The organism is Halomonas sp. H2, from assembly GCF_050215315.1.
GTDB lineage: Bacteria > Pseudomonadota > Gammaproteobacteria > Pseudomonadales > Halomonadaceae > Vreelandella.
Genome location: NZ_CP189760.1, coordinates 430081 through 446048 on the forward strand (window position 1 = coordinate 430081; position 15968 = coordinate 446048).

A 15968-nucleotide genomic window follows, 5' to 3' on the forward strand; every position below is an offset into this window, starting at 1 on the left:
ACGCTCCCATGCGCGTGGAAGATTTACCAGCGGATCAGCATCGGCTCTATGAAGATGTCATGGCGATGCTGTTGGGCACGTTCTTTGTCGCGCTGGGAGTGACCTTTTACACCCATGCGGTGCTATTGACCGGCAGTACGGCAGGCTTAGCGCTGCTGTTGAGCTACATCACCAGCAGCATTACCGGCTGGGGCTTTGGGGTGTACTTTTTTGCCATTAACCTGCCGTTTTACTACTTGGCGGTGAAGCGGATGGGTTGGAGTTTTACCCTACGCACCTTTGCCGCCATCGGCTTGGTATCGCTGTTTTCAGAACTAACCCAAGGCTGGGTGCAATTTGCCAGCGTGCCCTCGATCTACGCCGCCTTGATGGGCGGCGCGCTGATGGGCATTGGTATGCTGATGCTGTTTCGCCACCGCACCAGCCTGGGCGGTATCAATATCCTCGCGCTCTACTTACAGGATAAACACGGCCTGCGCGCAGGCTACGTTCAACTGGCCATCGATGGAGTTATCCTGCTGGTAGCCCTGTCCCAACTACCGTTGGATCGCGTGGGCTATTCGGTACTAGGGGCGCTTACGCTCAACCTGATTATCGCCCTGAACCATAAGCCAGGGCGTTACATCGGCGTTAGCTAAGCCAGAACCACCACACAATCAGTGCGATAAGCCCCAGACCTGCCAAGTTGATCAGTAAGCTCATGAGGATTCCTCCTGGCTAGCTTTCCATAGCCGCAAGCGGTTGGCGTTACTCACCACGGTGATGGAAGAGAGTGACATTGCAGCGCCCGCTATCATCGGTGAGAGCAGCATGCCGGTGAGTGGGTAGAGCACCCCCGCCGCGATGGGAATACACAGTAGGTTGTAGCCAAAGGCACCCACCAGATTCTGTTTGATATTGCGCAGCGTGGCGCGGCTGATCTCAATTGCTGACGCCACCCCGTGCAGCGAGCCGCGCATTAGCGTGATGCCCGCGCTCTCAATCGCCACATCGGTGCCTTGGCCAATCGCAAAGCCCACGTTCGCCCGGGCCAGCGCCGGGGCATCATTGATGCCATCGCCCACCATGCCAACGATTTCGCCTGCCTGCTGACGGCGCTCGATCTCGGCGTGTTTGTCTTCGGGCAGTAGGCCTGCCTTGAATACATCGATACCCACTTCCTGGGCAATGGCCTTGGCGGTGTGCTCATTATCGCCGGTTAGCATGACGATGGTTAAGCCGTCTTTTTGTAGGCGCTTGATGGCGGCCACGGTGTCGTGGCGAAGCGGGTCGCTGATGCCAAATAGCGCGGCCAGCTTGCCGTCCACCGCCAGATACACCAGCGTGCGCGCTTGCTCCTCAAGCGCCCGTGCCTGCTCGTCGCCTGCCGTAAGACCCACCCCTGCTTCACTTAACAGACGCGCATTGCCCAGTAACAGCGCCTTGCCGTCGGGCATTTGGGCTTTCACCCCACCACCGGTAACGCTGTCAAAATTATGGATCTCGGCAGGTTCAGCGTTGTGTTCATCTGCATAGCTCATTAGCGCCGCCGCCAACGGGTGCTCGGAGCCGCGCTCCAGCGCGTGTACCAATCCCAACACAGAGGACTGCTCGATGCCAAACAGCTGCGCATCGGTCACGCTAGGCTTGCCCTGGGTAAGCGTGCCGGTCTTATCGACCACCAGCGTGGTCAGCTTGCTGGCGGTTTGCAGCGCCTCGCCGTTTCTTACCAATACCCCATGCTCTGCGGCTTTACCAACGCCGATCATGGTCGAGATTGGCGTCGCCAAGCCCAGCGCGCAGGGGCAGGCAATAATCAGCACGGTGGTTGCCGTCACCAGCATATGGATCACCTGGGGAGCGGGCCCTAGGTTGAACCACACCAGCGCCGTCAAGACGGCAATGATCATTACCGCAGGCACAAAAACGCTGGAGACCTGATCGGCGAGCTCGCCAATCGGTGGGCGCGAGTTTTGGGCGCTGGCTACCTGCTCGGTAATTTGTCCCAAGCGGGTGTCGGCGCCCACCCGTGTGGCGCGATAAATCAAGCTGCCTTTGCCATTCACGGTGCCAGCGCTGACCTCATCGCCTGGTTGCTTGGTCACGGGGAGCGGTTCGCCGGTAAGCATTGACTCGTCGATATGGCTTTGGCCTTCAACGACGTCGCCATCCACCGGCAAGCGCTCACCGGGGCGTGCTCGTACGTGGTCGCCAGCAATCACGCCATCAATCTCAATCTCCTGCTCGTGACCGTCGCGAATCACCCTCGCGGTGCGGCTCTGCAGGTCAAGCAGGCGCTTTAGCGCATCGCTGGTGCGGCCGCGGGCGCGTAGCTCCATGGCATTGCCGAGCAGAATTAGCCCGATCACCATCGCGGAGGCTTCAAAGTAGATGCCCTGGGCAACCTCGGGCAACCACGGCGCAAACAGCACCACGGCTATGGAGTAGAGCCAGGCGGCGCCAGTGCCCATGGCCACCAGGGTATCCATATTGGCCTGGTGGTGCTTAAACTGTTTCCAGGCGTTGACGAAAAAGTGGCGTCCTGGGAAGACCAAAATGCCCAAGGTTAACAAACCGATCACCAGCCAGTAGAGACGCCCCATGCCCATTGGGTGGGGATGGAAAAAAAACATGCTCATCATCAGCGGAATCGCCAGTGCCAGCGAGATCGCGCTGCCGCGCAGCCGTTTTTGGTAAGTCTTGGCATCCTGCTCTGCACGAGTGCGTTCAGCTTCCCGCATATCCACAATCGGTTCGGCGCCATAGCCGGCTGACTCAACGGCGGCGATTAACGTTTGGGTCTCGGCACTGCCAAACACCTGGGCGGAGTGGGTACCAAAATTGACGCTGGCGGTGTCGACTCCCTCTGTGCGCTCTAGCGCTTTCTGTACGCTCTTAACGCAGCTGGCGCAGGTCATCCCGCTAATCGCCAGACGCTGCTTTGTGCCTTGCCCTTGGTAATGGGGTTGGGCACTTATGGTTTTGTCAGCTTCAGCATCAGCGGATGACACTGTTTCTGGCTGCTTATCGGCCGCGTCTGGGGCTGCTTCATCCAGAGTTGCTTCACCGGGCGGGTAGCCCGCCTCGATCAAGCGTTGATCAAGCTCGGCGTCGGTTAGCGATGAAACAACCTCAAGGCGTTTTTCGCTAGGTGTGCCGACTACATCGGCTCTTGGGTCACCGCTTTGCACCGCCTCGCGCATACGCTTGACGCAGCCCTGGCAGCTCATGCCAGGAATGGTTCGCGTGGTGGCTCCATGGGCAGGGCTTACGCTGGGGGTGGCTTCGGTAGAGGAGTCGCTCATGGGGTTTCCTTGATAGACGTGGCGTCAGGAAAACTCTCAATCAGTCGGCATACGCTGTGGCCATCGGGGGAGCCGTCGGGCATATGCTGCCAGCTGTTCATGGCCTGCTCCATGCGCTCGGCCAGCGCTTCCAGCTCGGCAATGCGCGCGCGGATTTGTGGCAGGCGGCTGGCGAGTAAGTCGCGTACAAGTGGGCAGGGAGAGTCGCCTTGGTCGGCGTGGGTCAGGATGTCGCGAATCTCCGCCACGCTAAAACCTAGCTTGCGCGCCCGCTGAATAAAGCGCAGCCGCTCTAGGTCGGTCTCTGAAAATAGCTGATAGCCGTTATCTGGATGGCGCTGCGGGGCAAGTAGCCGCTCACGAGCGTAATGGCGCACGGTCTCTGCGGTAACCCCGCCGCGTTTAGCAAGCTCGTTAACCTTCATGGCCTGTTCTCCCGACCGGTGAAATAGTAACCACGCTAGTGTAAAACCTATGGGTTACCCATAGGTCAAGGGCGCCTTTGCTCAATCCGCTGAAATGACTAAAACACTGATTTAAAACGACCGTACGACTAATGTATAAGTCAAAAATAAAACAAAACGAACGTTTGACCTTGAATTTATGACCCAGTTGCGAGAAAACAGTCATGTAAAAATAACGAGGGTGGATCGACGCTATCCACTGGATCATCGGGAAGAGAGGCCCACCATGAATAATAAATTTAATAAGCTCACCCTAGTCGCTGCCATCACAGCGGCTTTCGTCAGCCAAGCCCATGCGGGCGGGTATCAAATCAACGAGCAGAGCGTGAGTGGGCAGGGCTACGGCCACGCAGGGCGAAGCTCTAACGTACACGACGCGACCATTGTGTATGGCAACCCGGCGGGTATGTCATTTTTAGACCGTGCGCAGGTTACGGTTGGTGGAACCTATCTCAGTGTCAATACCGATATTAGCAATGCTGAGGCATCGCAGAGTAGCCCCGCATTTATGCAAGCAACGGGCGGTTTGACAGATACGCTGCCCGTAACAGGATCAAACGATGGGGATATGGTTCCTGGCACGCTAGTGCCGTTTGCGTTTTACGCTCAACCCGTCAATGAACAGCTGGCGTTTGGTTTCGGGGTTTATGCGCCGTTTGGGTCAAGCACTGACTATGAAGATGGCTCTCAAGGTCGTAATCAAGGCAACTTTACCGAAGTAAAGGTGATGACTGCCCAGCCTACTGTTTCTTACCGCTTCAATGACCAATGGGCGCTGGGCGCAGGTATTACTTACAATCGAGTTGACGGGGAACTGCATCGACAGGTACCTGCAGCGACTCCTCTTGGGTTAACAGAAGTAGATTCTCGAGTTGAAGGTGATGATGAGGCTTGGGGCTATAACCTGGGGGTGATCTACCAACCGGTGCCTGAAACAACGTTGGGTTTAACTTACCGCTCAAAAGTGGATTTCAACCTGGAAGGCAGTTTTTCAGCAAGCTCGCCCGTGTTAGACCAGCTGGGGATTGGAACGGTTACTGATACAGCAGCATTAGATTTAACCACGCCTGAAACGGTCAATTTCTCTTTGACCCAGCAGATGAGTGAAAACCTTAAGCTTATGTTTGGGGCGTCGTGGGCGCGCTGGAGCCGTTTCGACCAAATTTTGGTCACTGGTAGCGACCGTCCTGAAATTACTAATGAGCAGCAAAATTATGAAAATGCTTGGGCTTTTTCAACCGGCGGCGAGTATCAGTTGACTCCGCAGTTAGCATTGCGTGCGGGGGTGGCTTTAGATTTTACGCCTACTCAAGATTCTACCCGCAGCGTACGTATACCTTCTGACGACCGTCGTATTTTCTCTATCGGTGCAGGTTGGAGCCCAACGCCTGACCTGACACTCGACTTTGCTTACTCTTACCTGACCGAGCGCAGCACCCGAGTAGATCAAACTAAAACCGATAGTTTTACAGTGGCAGGGCAACAAACACCGCCTATCACATCTAACTACTCAGCCGACTACAAAAACGAAGCTCACGGCTTTGGCGCGCAGTTAACCTATCGCTTCTAAGCTTTGTAGAAAGCCAGACCCCAATGAAACCCGGCAACCTGCCGGGTTTTTTTATTGCTTGTAACAGGGCATTGGATGCGGGGCGTGTCGGCTTTCGTTACACTATGCGCTTTTCTGATCGATACACTTCTGTACGACCAGTTACTGACAACGCTAGGGCGATCCCATGTTGGAAACCAACCCGATTCATAACCAGATTAAGGACCTGTCTGAGCGGACAGACGTTCTTAGGGGGTATCTTTGACTATGCCGAAAAGAAAGATCGGCTAGAAGAAGTTACCCGCGAACTGGAAGATCCCAATGTCTGGAACGATCCAGGCTACGCGCAGAAGTTAGGCAAAGAGCGTGCCTCCCTCGAAGCCATTGTGGCCACCATTGATGAGCTTGAGCAGGGCCTTGGCGATAGCCAGGATCTGCTAGAGCTGGCGGAAATGGAAGAGGATGAAGGCACCGTCGAAGAAGTGTGCAAAGAGCTGGACAGTATGCAGGCGGCGTTAGAAAAGCTTGAGTTTCGGCGCATGTTTTCCGGTGAGATGGATCAAAATAATGCCTATCTGGATATTCAGTCCGGCTCCGGTGGCACTGAGGCGCAGGATTGGGCCAATATCCTGCTGCGCATGTACCTGCGCTGGGCAGAAAGCCACGGTTTCAAAGCCGATATCACCGAAATCTCCGCGGGTGACGTGGCGGGCATTAAGTCGGCCACGGTGCATATCCAGGGCGACTACGCCTTCGGCTGGCTGCGTACCGAAACCGGCGTTCACCGCTTAGTGCGTAAAAGCCCGTTTGATTCCGGCGGCCGTAGGCATACCTCCTTCGCATCGGTATTCCTGTCCCCGGAAATTGATGACAGCTTCGAGGTTGAAATTAATCCCTCGGACTTGCGTGTTGATACCTACCGCTCCAGCGGCGCCGGTGGCCAGCACGTTAACACCACTGATTCGGCAGTACGGATTACCCACGAGCCGACCGGTATCGTGGTGGCCTGCCAAGGCCAGCGCAGCCAGCACGCTAACCGCGATTTTGCTATGAAGCAGTTGAAAGCGCGGCTGTGGGAACACGAGATGCAAAAGCGCAATGCTGCCAAGCAGGAAGCCGAAGACTCCAAATCGGATATCGGCTGGGGTAGTCAAATCCGCTCTTACGTGCTGGATGATCAGCGCATCAAGGATTTGCGCACCAGCGTGCAGTCCAGCAACTGCGATAAAGTTCTCGACGGGGATATTGACCAATTTATCGTCGCCAGCTTGAAGCAAGGTTTGTAATCTTTTTTAGCGTTTGAACATAAATAGGGTGCCCCATGGCTAACCAAGACGCGTCTCCCGCAGACAACGAAAACCACCTGATCGCCGAGCGTCGAGCCAAACTGACCGCTCGCCGCGAGCGCGCCGCTGAGCAGGGAAAGAGTGCCTTTCCCAATGATTTTCGCCGCGACAGCTTAACCGTCGAGCTGCAAAACGCCTTCGGCGATAGGGATAAAGCTGAGCTTGAAGCGTTGGATCACCACGCCTCGGTGGCCGGTCGTGTGATGCGTCAACGTGGCCCCTTCATCGTCATTCAGGATGTGGCCGGGCAAATCCAGCTCTACGTGGATAAAAAAGGCCTGCCCGCTGAGGTGCTGGAAGACGTTAAAAGCTGGGATATCGGTGACATCGTCGCCGCCCACGGGCCGGTGCATAAATCCGGCAAGGGCGACCTGTACGTGATGATGAAAGAGGCGCAGCTGCTCACCAAGAGCCTGCGCCCGCTGCCGGATAAGTTTCACGGCCTCACCGACATGGAAGCCCGCTATCGCCAGCGCTACGTGGATCTAATCATGAACCCGCAGTCGCGCAAGGTATTTGAAACCCGCGCAGCGGTGATCAGCTCCATGCGCCGCTTCTTTGAAGCGCGCGGCTTTATGGAAGTGGAAACGCCGATGCTGCAGCCGATTCCTGGCGGCGCAGCGGCGCGCCCCTTTATTACCCATCACAATGCGCTGGACATCGATATGTATCTGCGTATTGCGCCGGAGCTTTATCTCAAGCGTTTGGTGGTGGGCGGCTTCGAAAAAGTCTTCGAGATTAACCGCAACTTCCGTAACGAAGGCCTTTCGACCCGCCATAACCCAGAGTTCACCATGGTGGAGTTCTACTGGGCCTATGCGGATTACCGTGACCTGCTCGATATGACCGAAGCGATGCTACGCACCGCGGCTGAAGAAGTGCTCGGTAGCGCCATCATTGAGTATCAGGGCGCCAGCTACGATTTCGGACAGCCGTTTGCCCGCTTGACGCTACGCCAGGCGATTCTCGACCACGGTGACGGCATTGCCGACAGCGATTTGGATTCGCTGGACGCTGCGCGTGTCACCGCTGAAAAACTCGGCATCAAGATCAAACAGAGCTGGGGCCTGGGTAAGGTGCAAACGGAGATCTTTGAAGAGGTTGCCGAGCACAAACTTGACCAGCCAACCTTTATCACCGAGTACCCGGCGGAAGTTAGCCCGCTGGCGCGGCGCAATGACGCTAACCCCTTTGTCACCGACCGCTTTGAGTTCTTTGTGGGCGGTCGCGAAATCGCTAACGGTTTCTCGGAGCTTAACGATGCCGAAGACCAGGCAGAGCGCTTTCGTGCCCAGTCCGCGGAAAAAGATGCCGGCGATCTGGAGGCGATGTATTACGACGCGGATTACGTACGTGCTTTGGAGTACGGTATGCCGCCGACCGCCGGTGAAGGCATCGGTATCGACCGCTTGGTGATGCTGTTTACCGATAGCGCCTCGATTCGCGATGTGCTGCTGTTCCCGGCGATGCGCCCTGAAGTGGACTAACACGCTACGATAACAGATGAAAAGTTGGTAAGGGCGCGTTATAGCGCCCATAATGGTCAACGTTTCGACGGCGAGGAGAATCCCATGAAACTGCTTAACCGCTCCGCACTGAGCGTCAGGCCGACCCAGCCCTTTGTGGACTGGATCAACGCGCTGGAACCCACCATGGGAGACGATGACCTGACCCTGGACGACGTCGAGCGCGAAAGTACCATTTACCTGATTCCAGAGATGGACACCCCGGAAGCGCTGGAAACCTTCGTGCGCGAGCGTTACGTGGAAATCCTTGAGACTGAGCTGCGCGCTTGGGAAGAGGATGAACGCCAATGGCCGGACAGGCTGGACTGGGCGCTGTTCCAGGAGTTTGTGCGCGTCGAGCACAGCTACTTGGCGATCGACCTGGATGACGAAACGGCGTTAGAGATTTCAGAAGTCGATGATGCGCTGCTGCTCGACAGTGAGCAGGATTAGCCGCTAGCGTGCTGCTGTTTTAGGCAAGCTAGATATCGCACTTCGAAACCGGCTTAGGCCGGTTTCTCTATTTCAGGACAGCAGGTTCAAGACAGCAGGTTCAAGGGCAGCAGTTTTAAGAATTTTAGCCGTTTCGTTTAGGAACTCCCACATGCGACTGTTTGAAACCCGCCCCGGCGACGATGGCCTGCCCGGGCCTGAGCGCGCCCTTGCCGTACTGGCGCTGGTAACCGGCACGCTAATGGCGGTGGTCGACACCACCATGATCAATCTTGCGCTGCCCACCATCGCCGCCGATTTGAATGTGTCCGCTTCCCGGGCAGTATGGATTACTAACCTGTTTCAAGTCGTGTGTGCGGCATTTTTGCTGGTGTTTGCGGGCATTAGCGAGCTAATCACTCGTCGTAGACTCTATCTGTTTGGGCTGGCCACCTTTGTGGCTGCAGCCTTGGGGGCGGCGCTGTCGCGCAACCTGGAAACGCTGCTGGTGTTTCGTGCCTTTCAGGGGTTGGGTGCCGCCGCCACGCTGTCGATTGGCCCGTCGCTGTATCGGGCGATTTTTCCCTCGCGGCTGTTGGGCAGCGCCCTGGGCTTGAGCGCCTTGGTCGTGGCCGGCGGCTACGCCGCGGGGCCCACGCTCAGCGGCGTGATCCTGTCGTTTGCCGATTGGCCCTGGCTGTTTGCGATAAATGTGCCGCTCGGCCTCTGCTCGCTATGGCTGGCCAAGCGTGCCTTGCCCCGTGAAAAGCGTCGCCAAGGCAGTTTTGATGTGGCCGGGGCACTGCTCTCCATTGTTATGCTGGCGAGCTTTTTTATCGCCATGGATGCCGTGAGTCACGCCGCGCCGATTTGGCAAAGCGGGGGTTGGGCGCTGCTGGCAGTGTTGGCCTGTGCTGGGTTTATTGCGCGTCAGCGGCGTGCGCCTTATCCGCTGCTGCCACTTAGCGTGTTTGCCGAGCTGCGTTTTACACTGGCGGTTTCTGCCTCTGGGCTTGCCTTTATCGGCCAGGGGCTCACCTTTGTGGCGCTATCGTTTTTCTACCAGGAGCAGATGGGTTTTTCGCCGCTGGAAACTGCCTGGCTGTTCACCCCCTGGCCGTTGGCTATCATGCTTGTGGGCCCCGTCGCTGGGCGCTTGGCCGACCGTATTAATCCCAGTATTCTCTCCAGCGCCGGCCTTGGGCTATTGATTGTTGGCCTGATTGCGCTGGCGCTAGTCGATGAGTCAACAGGTGTCGCGGGAAGCCTATGGCGCACGGCACTGTGTGGGATTGGTTTTGGGCTGTTTCAGCCGCCCAATAACCGCGAAATGATGGGCAGTCTTCCGCCGGAGCGTAGCGCCAACGTTTCGGGGGTAATGAGCACGACGCGCACGGTAGGGCAGTCGTTTGGGGTGGCGTTGGTCAGCGCTGCTCTGGCGCTGGGCTGGCCGGTGCAGGTAACGCTCTGGCTGGGGGCGGCGACCACGCTGCTGGCACTACTGGTAAGCGTTGCGCGGATGCCGCTGGCAAGACGTGCGTTACACGCCCGGAGGGCATCGTCTAAGGGGCAGTAAGCGCGTACAATAAAGTGGTTTGTGATCCTAAGGAGAACCCCATGACGCTGCAGACACAGATTGAACAGAAGCTAACGGCGCTCGCGCCCGACGTGCTGCAGGTAGAAAATGAAAGCCACATGCACAGCGTGCCCGCCAACTCCGAAACCCACTTCAAAGTGACCCTGGTGAGCGACACCTTCGACGGTATGATGCCAGTGAAACGTCATCAGCAAATCTATGCGCTGTTGGCCGACGAACTGTCAGGCCCGGTGCACGCGTTAGCGCTGCATCTTTATACTGCCAGTGAGTGGCAGGCGCGCGGCGGCGAACGCCCGAACTCACCCAACTGTCGCGGCGGCGGAAAGTGACACAGGAAGTTATTCGGCGGCACTATTTGGAGGCCATGGGAATCACCGCCTGGGCCGCTAAATACCAACTGCCTAATGCCCTGCCTACCGAGGCCTGCGAGTGGGAGGATGCGACACCTACTCCGATACCGCCCCGGGAGCGGCTGCAGGCGTTGCTGGACGACGCCCCCGCGCCCAGGCGTCAAACGGCTAAGCCACAAGCGTTGGAACCCTCAGCGTCTGAAACCCAAGCTGTGGGCGAAACTATTGCCTCACCCTCGGCGGTGCGGGCGCTGTTGGGTCAGGACAAGCCGGGACCCGCCAGCCAGGTGGCTGCGCAACCCACTACGGCCGTTGAAGCAGCCACCGCTAAGCCCGCTAAACCATTAGCGTTCGCACTCTCGTGTGTGTGTCTTGAGGGCCGTTGGTTGATGCTGCAGGCGGGGGAAATGAGTGCGCTTGAGCAGCAGTTGTTAGCCAATCTGTTACAGGCTGTGGGTATTCAACAAGATGCGTTGCCAAAAGTGACGCACTTTACGTGGCCGCAAATGACCAACGCTTTTGCTGTTGAAGACCCCCTGGACGAAGCCCGTGAGGGGTTGGCCGCCTTTATTGCCGGCAGGATAAGCCGGCAGGGGTGGCAGTTAGAGCGGCTACTCTGGTGGGGAGAGCTGGGGGCCGAGCAAGCGCCACTGGATCGTGTGCTGAATGTGGTTGAGGCGCATAGCCATACGCTTTCACTGCCTGTTTGGCAGGGCCCAGCGCTTGCGTCGCTGCTCGATGGCGCCAGCAACAAGCGAGACTTGTTACCAGTGCTGCAGGCATTAGGCCAGCAGTGGGCGGACGTTGGGTTAACAGGCGCGAGGCAGCCTACTGATGATCGCTGAACTGACCGTTGAGCACTTAGCTTCGCTGACGGCACTTGAGCGTCAGACGCAAAGCGGTACGTCAGACTCTCAGTTGCTGGCAGCGTTGGGCTGTCCGGATACCTGTGTGCTGGGTTGGTGGCAGGGTGAGCAACTGCAGGGATATGCCATCGTGGCGCGGTTGCCATTTGAGGCGGAGCTGCAAGCCATAGGGGTGGTGCCTGAGCGTCGTCGAAGTGGCGCAGGTTTCGCGCTAATGGAGGCCGTGTTCACAGTGGCACACGGCTGGTCAAGTGAGCGGTTACTGCTTGAAGTTCGCGCCGGTAACCTAGGCGCTATACAGCTCTATCAACGCAGTGGGTTCAGTGAAGATGGTTGTCGCCGAGGTTACTACCCCCCACTACCGACTCAGGGCAGTCCGGCGGCTAATGGTGCCGCCGGGCGTGAAGATGCACTGCTGATGTCGCGGGTGCTGCAGGCAGGCTAGGAGGCGCTGGAAGCATCCAGACTGTCGAATTTGCTTAGCAGACTGTTTAGGCGGCGTTCCCACTCTTCACGCTCCTCTTTCAACTTGGCGTTTTCGCCGCGCAGCTCTTCGTTTTCCAGTTTTATCATCTCCAGCGCGTCAACGGTGTCGGTGACTTTCTGTTCCAACTGATTAAATAGTTCCAGACTCATGTATCTCTCCTTAGAGTAAAAATGAGAACCCCAACAGGTAACGATAAAGCATCCTAGAAAACAAGCGGGAAGCTTGCCAGTAAGGACGAATGAGGCGAGCGTAACGCCACCGCCGCGTGGCGGCAAGCGCTGTTTACGGCAGGTGACGTTGATAAAGTCGCGCGGTGCTTTCGCCCGCCTGGGTTTCGCGGTGTAACTGCCAGTTAGCGGGTACCTCGGGCGGCTGCGAGGTCTCGGTTTCCAGGTATATCATTGCCTGATCCGATAGCCAGCCACCGCGCTCTAGCGCAGCGCAGCACGGCGCGGCTAGCTGCTGATGGAAGGGCGGGTCAAGAAATACCAGCGCATAGGGCGTCGTAGGTCGTGTCAGGTAGGCCTGAACATCGTTAATATGCACCGCGCTTGCGGTAATGTTGAGCGATGCCAGATTGGTCGATAGCTGCGCTGCCACCCGTGGGTCACGCTCGACAAAATCGACATTAGCCGCCCCGCGAGAAAGGGCTTCAATGCCTAGCGCGCCGGTGCCTGCGAATAGATCCAGTACGTGTTGGCCATAAAGCTGTTGCCCTAGCCAGTTAAACAGCGTTTCACGCACCCGGTCTGGGGTTGGGCGTAAACCGGGGCTATCCAGCACCGGTAACTGACGGCGACGAAACTCACCGCCGATAATGCGAAGTTTACCCGTTGGCTTACCAAGTGGTTTGCCAGCCCGCTGAGCGGGCGTTCGGCGGGCAGCTGATGTGCGGGAGGAGCGTTGTCGTGTCATGACACGGATTGTAGCGGGCTGATTGTCCAAAGTCTCTGCCTGCAGTGGTAGGATGCTCCTAATGTTCACTATTGATGTCGGATAACACTCATGTTTGGTTTTTTTAAGCGTAAGAATAAGCACGACCCAGAACAGGCGCCGCAACAAGAACAGCCGCAACTTGAAGAGCAGCCTCAAGATACCAGCGTTAACGAGCCGGGCATTGAGGTGTCTGAAAAGCCAGGCGATGCAGCGTTAGACGCGGAGGCATTGCTAGAACCGGTGCCTGAGCCAGCTAATATTGCTGAGCCGATTGTTGAAGTTGAACCAGAACCAGCCCCCGAACCGATAATTGAGCCAGAGCCAGAGCCAGAGCCAGAGCCAGAGCCAGAGCCAGAGCCAGAGCCAGAGCCTCTGCCCGCCCTGCAAGAGAAGCCAGTGGCTAAGAAACCTGAACAGCAAGGCGAACAAAAGGGTTGGTTTGCGCGTATCAAGTCAGGCCTGGGTAAAACCCGTGCCAATTTAACCGACGGCATCGCCGATCTATTTTTAGGTAAAAAGCAGATCGATGACGAACTGCTGGAAGACCTGGAAACGCAGCTCTTAATGGCTGACGTAGGTATTGATGCCACTAGCGAGATTATTGGTCGCCTGGAAGCGCGCGTCTCGCGCAAAGAGTTGAATAACCCCGAGGCGCTTTACCATGGCTTGCAGGAGGAGCTTAGCGCGATGCTGGCGCCGGTTGCCAAGCCGCTGGTGCTCGAAAAACAGGGCAGTGGCCCGTTTGTTATTTTAGTCGTGGGTGTTAACGGTGTGGGCAAGACCACCACCATTGGTAAGCTGACTCAACGCTTTCAGCGTGAAGGTAAAAGCGTCATGTTGGCAGCCGGTGACACCTTTCGTGCCGCGGCTGTCGAACAGCTCAAGGTATGGGGCGAGCGCAACCAAGTGCCGGTGATCGGCCAGCACACAGGGTCTGACAGCGCCTCGGTGATTTACGATGCGGTGGCGGCTGCCACAGCCCGTGGTGTCGACGTGTTAATCGCTGACACCGCCGGTAGGCTGCATAATAAAAACCATCTGATGGAAGAGCTGAAAAAAGTCCACCGAGTAATGCAGAAGCTCGATGGTACGGCGCCTCACGAAGTGATGTTGGTGCTTGATGCGGGTACCGGACAAAATGCTATTTCGCAGGCCAGCACCTTTAATGACGCCGTGCCGGTCAGCGGGATTACGTTGACCAAGCTGGATGGCACTGCCAAAGGCGGCATTATTTTTGCGCTAGCTAAACAGCTGGAAACGCCGATTCGCTTTATTGGTGTAGGGGAGGGGATCGATGACCTGCGCCCCTTCGAGGCCAATGATTTCGTCCATGCGCTGTTTGACCGTCAAGGGGATGATGCCAGCGCATGATTGCCTTTGAGCATGTAGGAAAACGTTACGGCGGACGCTTCGAGGCGCTGGCGCACCTTAACTTTCGGGTTGCCCGTGGCGAAATGGTGTTTCTTACCGGCCACTCCGGGGCGGGGAAAAGCTCGCTACTACGCTTAGTGATGCGCCTTGAGAAACCCAGCCGCGGGCGCGTCGTTGTGGCAGGTCACGATATTGCCCAGCTGCATGCTAGCCAAGTGCCGTTTTATCGGCGCCAAATTGGTGTGGTCTTCCAGGATCACCAACTGCTGTTTGATCGCAGTATTTTTCACAATGTCTCGTTGCCGCTGGAAATTCAGGGAGTCGAGCCTCGTGAAGCGGCCCGACGAGTGCGCGCCGCGTTAGACAAAGTGGGGCTGTTGCATCGTGAAAAAGCCCTGCCCATCGAGCTTTCGGGGGGTGAGCAGCAGCGCGTGGGTATCGCCCGGGCGGTGGTCAATAAGCCCGCGCTACTGCTTGCTGATGAGCCCACCGGTAACCTTGATCCGCAATTGTCGGCGGATATTATGGGGCTGTTTGAGGATTTTAATCGGATTGGTACGACGGTGATGATCGCCAGCCACGATTTGGCCCTGATTGCTCGACTGCGCCACCGTATCCTGCGTTTAAGCGATGGCCGCCTGGTCGCTGATGAGGGGGCGATATGAAGTCGTCCACGACGCCCAAACGCCGTCAGGGAGCGGCGTTAAAAACGTCGCGTAAAGCCGCTGCCAAACCAACGGTCGATAAGCTCCCGCAGCGCGGTGCCAGATCGCAGCAAACGCGTTTTTCCAGTCGTCTGCGTGCCTGGGGTCGCCACCACCGCAGCATGGCGTGGGATAGCTTTCAGCGCTTAGTGCGCTATCCGCTGGGTAATCTCCTGACGATGCTGGCGATTGCGATTGCGCTGGTGCTGCCTGCCGCACTGTGGTTAACCCTAGATAGTGCGCGCTTGCTGGATGCGGAGCTGGATGAAAGCGCTACCCTAACGGTGTATCTAGAATTAGCCGCTGACGATGCCCAGGCACTGCGCATTGAAGAGGCCGTCAATGCCGAGCAGAGCGTGCTCGAAACCCGAATGATTAGTGCCGAGCAGGGCATGGCGGAGTTTCAACAGTCGCTCGGCCTTGATGATGCGTTGGCGGGGCTTGAAGATAACCCGTTGCCCATCACGATTATCGTTCAGCCGCAAAGCGTAGACCCTTCAGCCATGCAGCAACTGGCCACGACGCTTGAAGCACTTGCCGGTGTTGACGAGGTGCGGGTCGATTTGGCCTGGGTGGAGCGGTTAAGAAACTTGGCAGAACTGGGACGGCGCGTAGCGCTGGCGCTGGGTGCGCTGTTTGGCTTAGGGGTTTTGCTAGTGGTGGGTAATACTATTCGTCTGTCGGTGGAGAGTCGGCGGCGGGAAATTGAAGTTGTCATGCTCATTGGTGCCACGCATGCGTTTGTAAGGCGACCTTTCTTGTATAGCGGCGCTTGGTACGGGGTGGGCGGTGGGCTGTTAGCGCTAGGCCTATTAGGTGTCGGTAATCATTGGCTGTCACTGCCGGTTGCCGCGTTGGCGGCGAGCTACGGGGCGAGTTTCTCGTTACCCCAACTCGACGTGACGGGCTCTACAATTCTGCTATCTTGCAGTACACTATTGGGTTGGTTGGGTGCTTGGTTAGCGGTGACGCGTCACCTCTCAAGCATTCGCCCAAGATGATTTAGCTGGGTGTCTAGCGGTATAGAGTAGAATTCACCCATTAACGTGGGATATACATTACCAATGTGATGCCACG

16 protein-coding genes are annotated in these 15968 nt (G+C 57.2%); 12 read left to right on the plus strand and 4 right to left on the minus strand.

Features of this window, described 5'->3' with window-relative positions; all coding sequences use genetic code 11:
- Window positions 1-8 precede the first annotated feature (8 nt).
- Window positions 9-638, plus strand: a complete 630-nt coding sequence (locus ACQE2I_RS02015) for a YitT family protein (RefSeq protein WP_427029827.1) — start codon at window positions 9-11, stop codon at window positions 636-638.
- A 60-nt stretch (window positions 639-698) separates the two neighbouring features.
- Here ACQE2I_RS02015 and ACQE2I_RS02020 read toward each other — a convergent pair whose 3' ends face one another.
- Both ACQE2I_RS02020 and ACQE2I_RS02025 read right to left on the minus strand, forming a co-directional pair.
- Window positions 699-3284, minus strand: coding sequence for a heavy metal translocating P-type ATPase (locus ACQE2I_RS02020; protein WP_427029828.1), 2586 nt, complete (start codon window positions 3282-3284; stop codon window positions 699-701).
- Window positions 3281-3709 carry a MerR family transcriptional regulator gene (locus tag ACQE2I_RS02025; protein ID WP_427029829.1) on the minus strand — a complete coding sequence of 143 codons (429 nt, stop codon included), beginning with the start codon at window positions 3707-3709 and terminating at the stop codon, window positions 3281-3283. The genes ACQE2I_RS02020 and ACQE2I_RS02025 overlap by 4 nt, the downstream gene beginning before the upstream one ends.
- Before the next feature lie 265 nt (window positions 3710-3974).
- Here ACQE2I_RS02025 and ACQE2I_RS02030 point away from each other — a divergent pair, with 265 nt between their 5' ends.
- The 8 genes from ACQE2I_RS02030 to ACQE2I_RS02065 all read left to right on the plus strand — a co-directional run bounded on the left by ACQE2I_RS02030 (window position 3975) and on the right by ACQE2I_RS02065 (window position 11838).
- Window positions 3975-5318 (plus strand): OmpP1/FadL family transporter, encoded by a 1344-nt coding sequence (locus ACQE2I_RS02030; protein ID WP_427029830.1) that lies wholly within the window; start codon window positions 3975-3977, stop codon window positions 5316-5318.
- Between the two features lie 166 nt (window positions 5319-5484).
- Window positions 5485-6583, plus strand: a protein-coding gene (gene prfB / locus ACQE2I_RS02035; protein WP_427029831.1) for a peptide chain release factor 2 whose coding sequence is annotated in 2 segments (ribosomal slippage) — window positions 5485-5559 and window positions 5561-6583 — 1098 coding nt in all. Because the reading frame shifts where the segments join, the coding sequence is not laid out codon by codon here.
- Window positions 6584-6618: 35 nt separating this feature from the next.
- Complete coding sequence (gene lysS, locus ACQE2I_RS02040) at window positions 6619-8130, plus strand: lysine--tRNA ligase (RefSeq protein ID WP_427029832.1); 1512 nt, start codon at window positions 6619-6621, stop codon at window positions 8128-8130.
- Window positions 8131-8214: 84 nt separating this feature from the next.
- The gene (locus ACQE2I_RS02045; protein ID WP_427029833.1) at window positions 8215-8601 is read left to right on the plus strand and encodes a hypothetical protein; all 387 of its coding nucleotides are present in this window, start codon (window positions 8215-8217) and stop codon (window positions 8599-8601) included.
- Between the two features lie 151 nt (window positions 8602-8752).
- A complete protein-coding gene (locus ACQE2I_RS02050; protein ID WP_427029835.1) occupies window positions 8753-10156 on the plus strand; it encodes an MFS transporter in 1404 nt (467 codons plus the stop codon).
- A 41-nt stretch (window positions 10157-10197) separates the two neighbouring features.
- Entirely contained in the window at window positions 10198-10506 is a 309-nt protein-coding gene (locus tag ACQE2I_RS02055; RefSeq protein ID WP_427029836.1) for a BolA family protein, read from the plus strand.
- On the plus strand, window positions 10503-11372 hold the full coding sequence (locus ACQE2I_RS02060) for a hypothetical protein (RefSeq protein WP_427029837.1): 870 nt from the start codon (window positions 10503-10505) through the stop codon (window positions 11370-11372). The genes ACQE2I_RS02055 and ACQE2I_RS02060 overlap by 4 nt, the downstream gene beginning before the upstream one ends.
- Window positions 11362-11838 carry a GNAT family N-acetyltransferase gene (locus ACQE2I_RS02065; protein ID WP_427029838.1) on the plus strand — a complete coding sequence of 159 codons (477 nt, stop codon included), beginning with the start codon at window positions 11362-11364 and terminating at the stop codon, window positions 11836-11838. Before ACQE2I_RS02060 ends, ACQE2I_RS02065 begins: the two co-directional genes overlap by 11 nt.
- On the opposite strand, the gene zapB is transcribed toward ACQE2I_RS02065, so the two are convergent.
- Window positions 11835-12029: a cell division protein ZapB gene (gene zapB / locus ACQE2I_RS02070; protein ID WP_427029839.1), complete on the minus strand. Its 195-nt coding sequence runs from the start codon at window positions 12027-12029 to the stop codon at window positions 11835-11837. The two genes, ACQE2I_RS02065 and zapB, sit on opposite strands and share 4 nt — an antisense overlap.
- A gap of 133 nt (window positions 12030-12162) precedes the next feature.
- A complete protein-coding gene (gene rsmD, locus ACQE2I_RS02075; protein ID WP_427029841.1) occupies window positions 12163-12795 on the minus strand; it encodes a 16S rRNA (guanine(966)-N(2))-methyltransferase RsmD in 633 nt (210 codons plus the stop codon).
- Window positions 12796-12885: 90 nt separating this feature from the next.
- Between rsmD and ftsY the strand changes: the two genes are divergently transcribed.
- Genes ftsY through ftsX form a run of 3 tightly spaced genes read left to right on the plus strand, consistent with a single transcriptional unit; the run spans window position 12886 to window position 15892 of the window.
- Entirely contained in the window at window positions 12886-14187 is a 1302-nt protein-coding gene (gene ftsY, locus ACQE2I_RS02080) for a signal recognition particle-docking protein FtsY (protein ID WP_427029842.1), read from the plus strand.
- Window positions 14184-14852, plus strand: coding sequence for a cell division ATP-binding protein FtsE (gene ftsE / locus ACQE2I_RS02085; protein ID WP_427029843.1), 669 nt, complete (start codon window positions 14184-14186; stop codon window positions 14850-14852). The genes ftsY and ftsE overlap by 4 nt, the downstream gene beginning before the upstream one ends.
- Window positions 14849-15892, plus strand: a complete 1044-nt coding sequence (gene ftsX / locus ACQE2I_RS02090; RefSeq protein WP_427029844.1) for a permease-like cell division protein FtsX — start codon at window positions 14849-14851, stop codon at window positions 15890-15892. Before ftsE ends, ftsX begins: the two co-directional genes overlap by 4 nt.
- Window positions 15893-15968 lie beyond the last annotated feature (76 nt).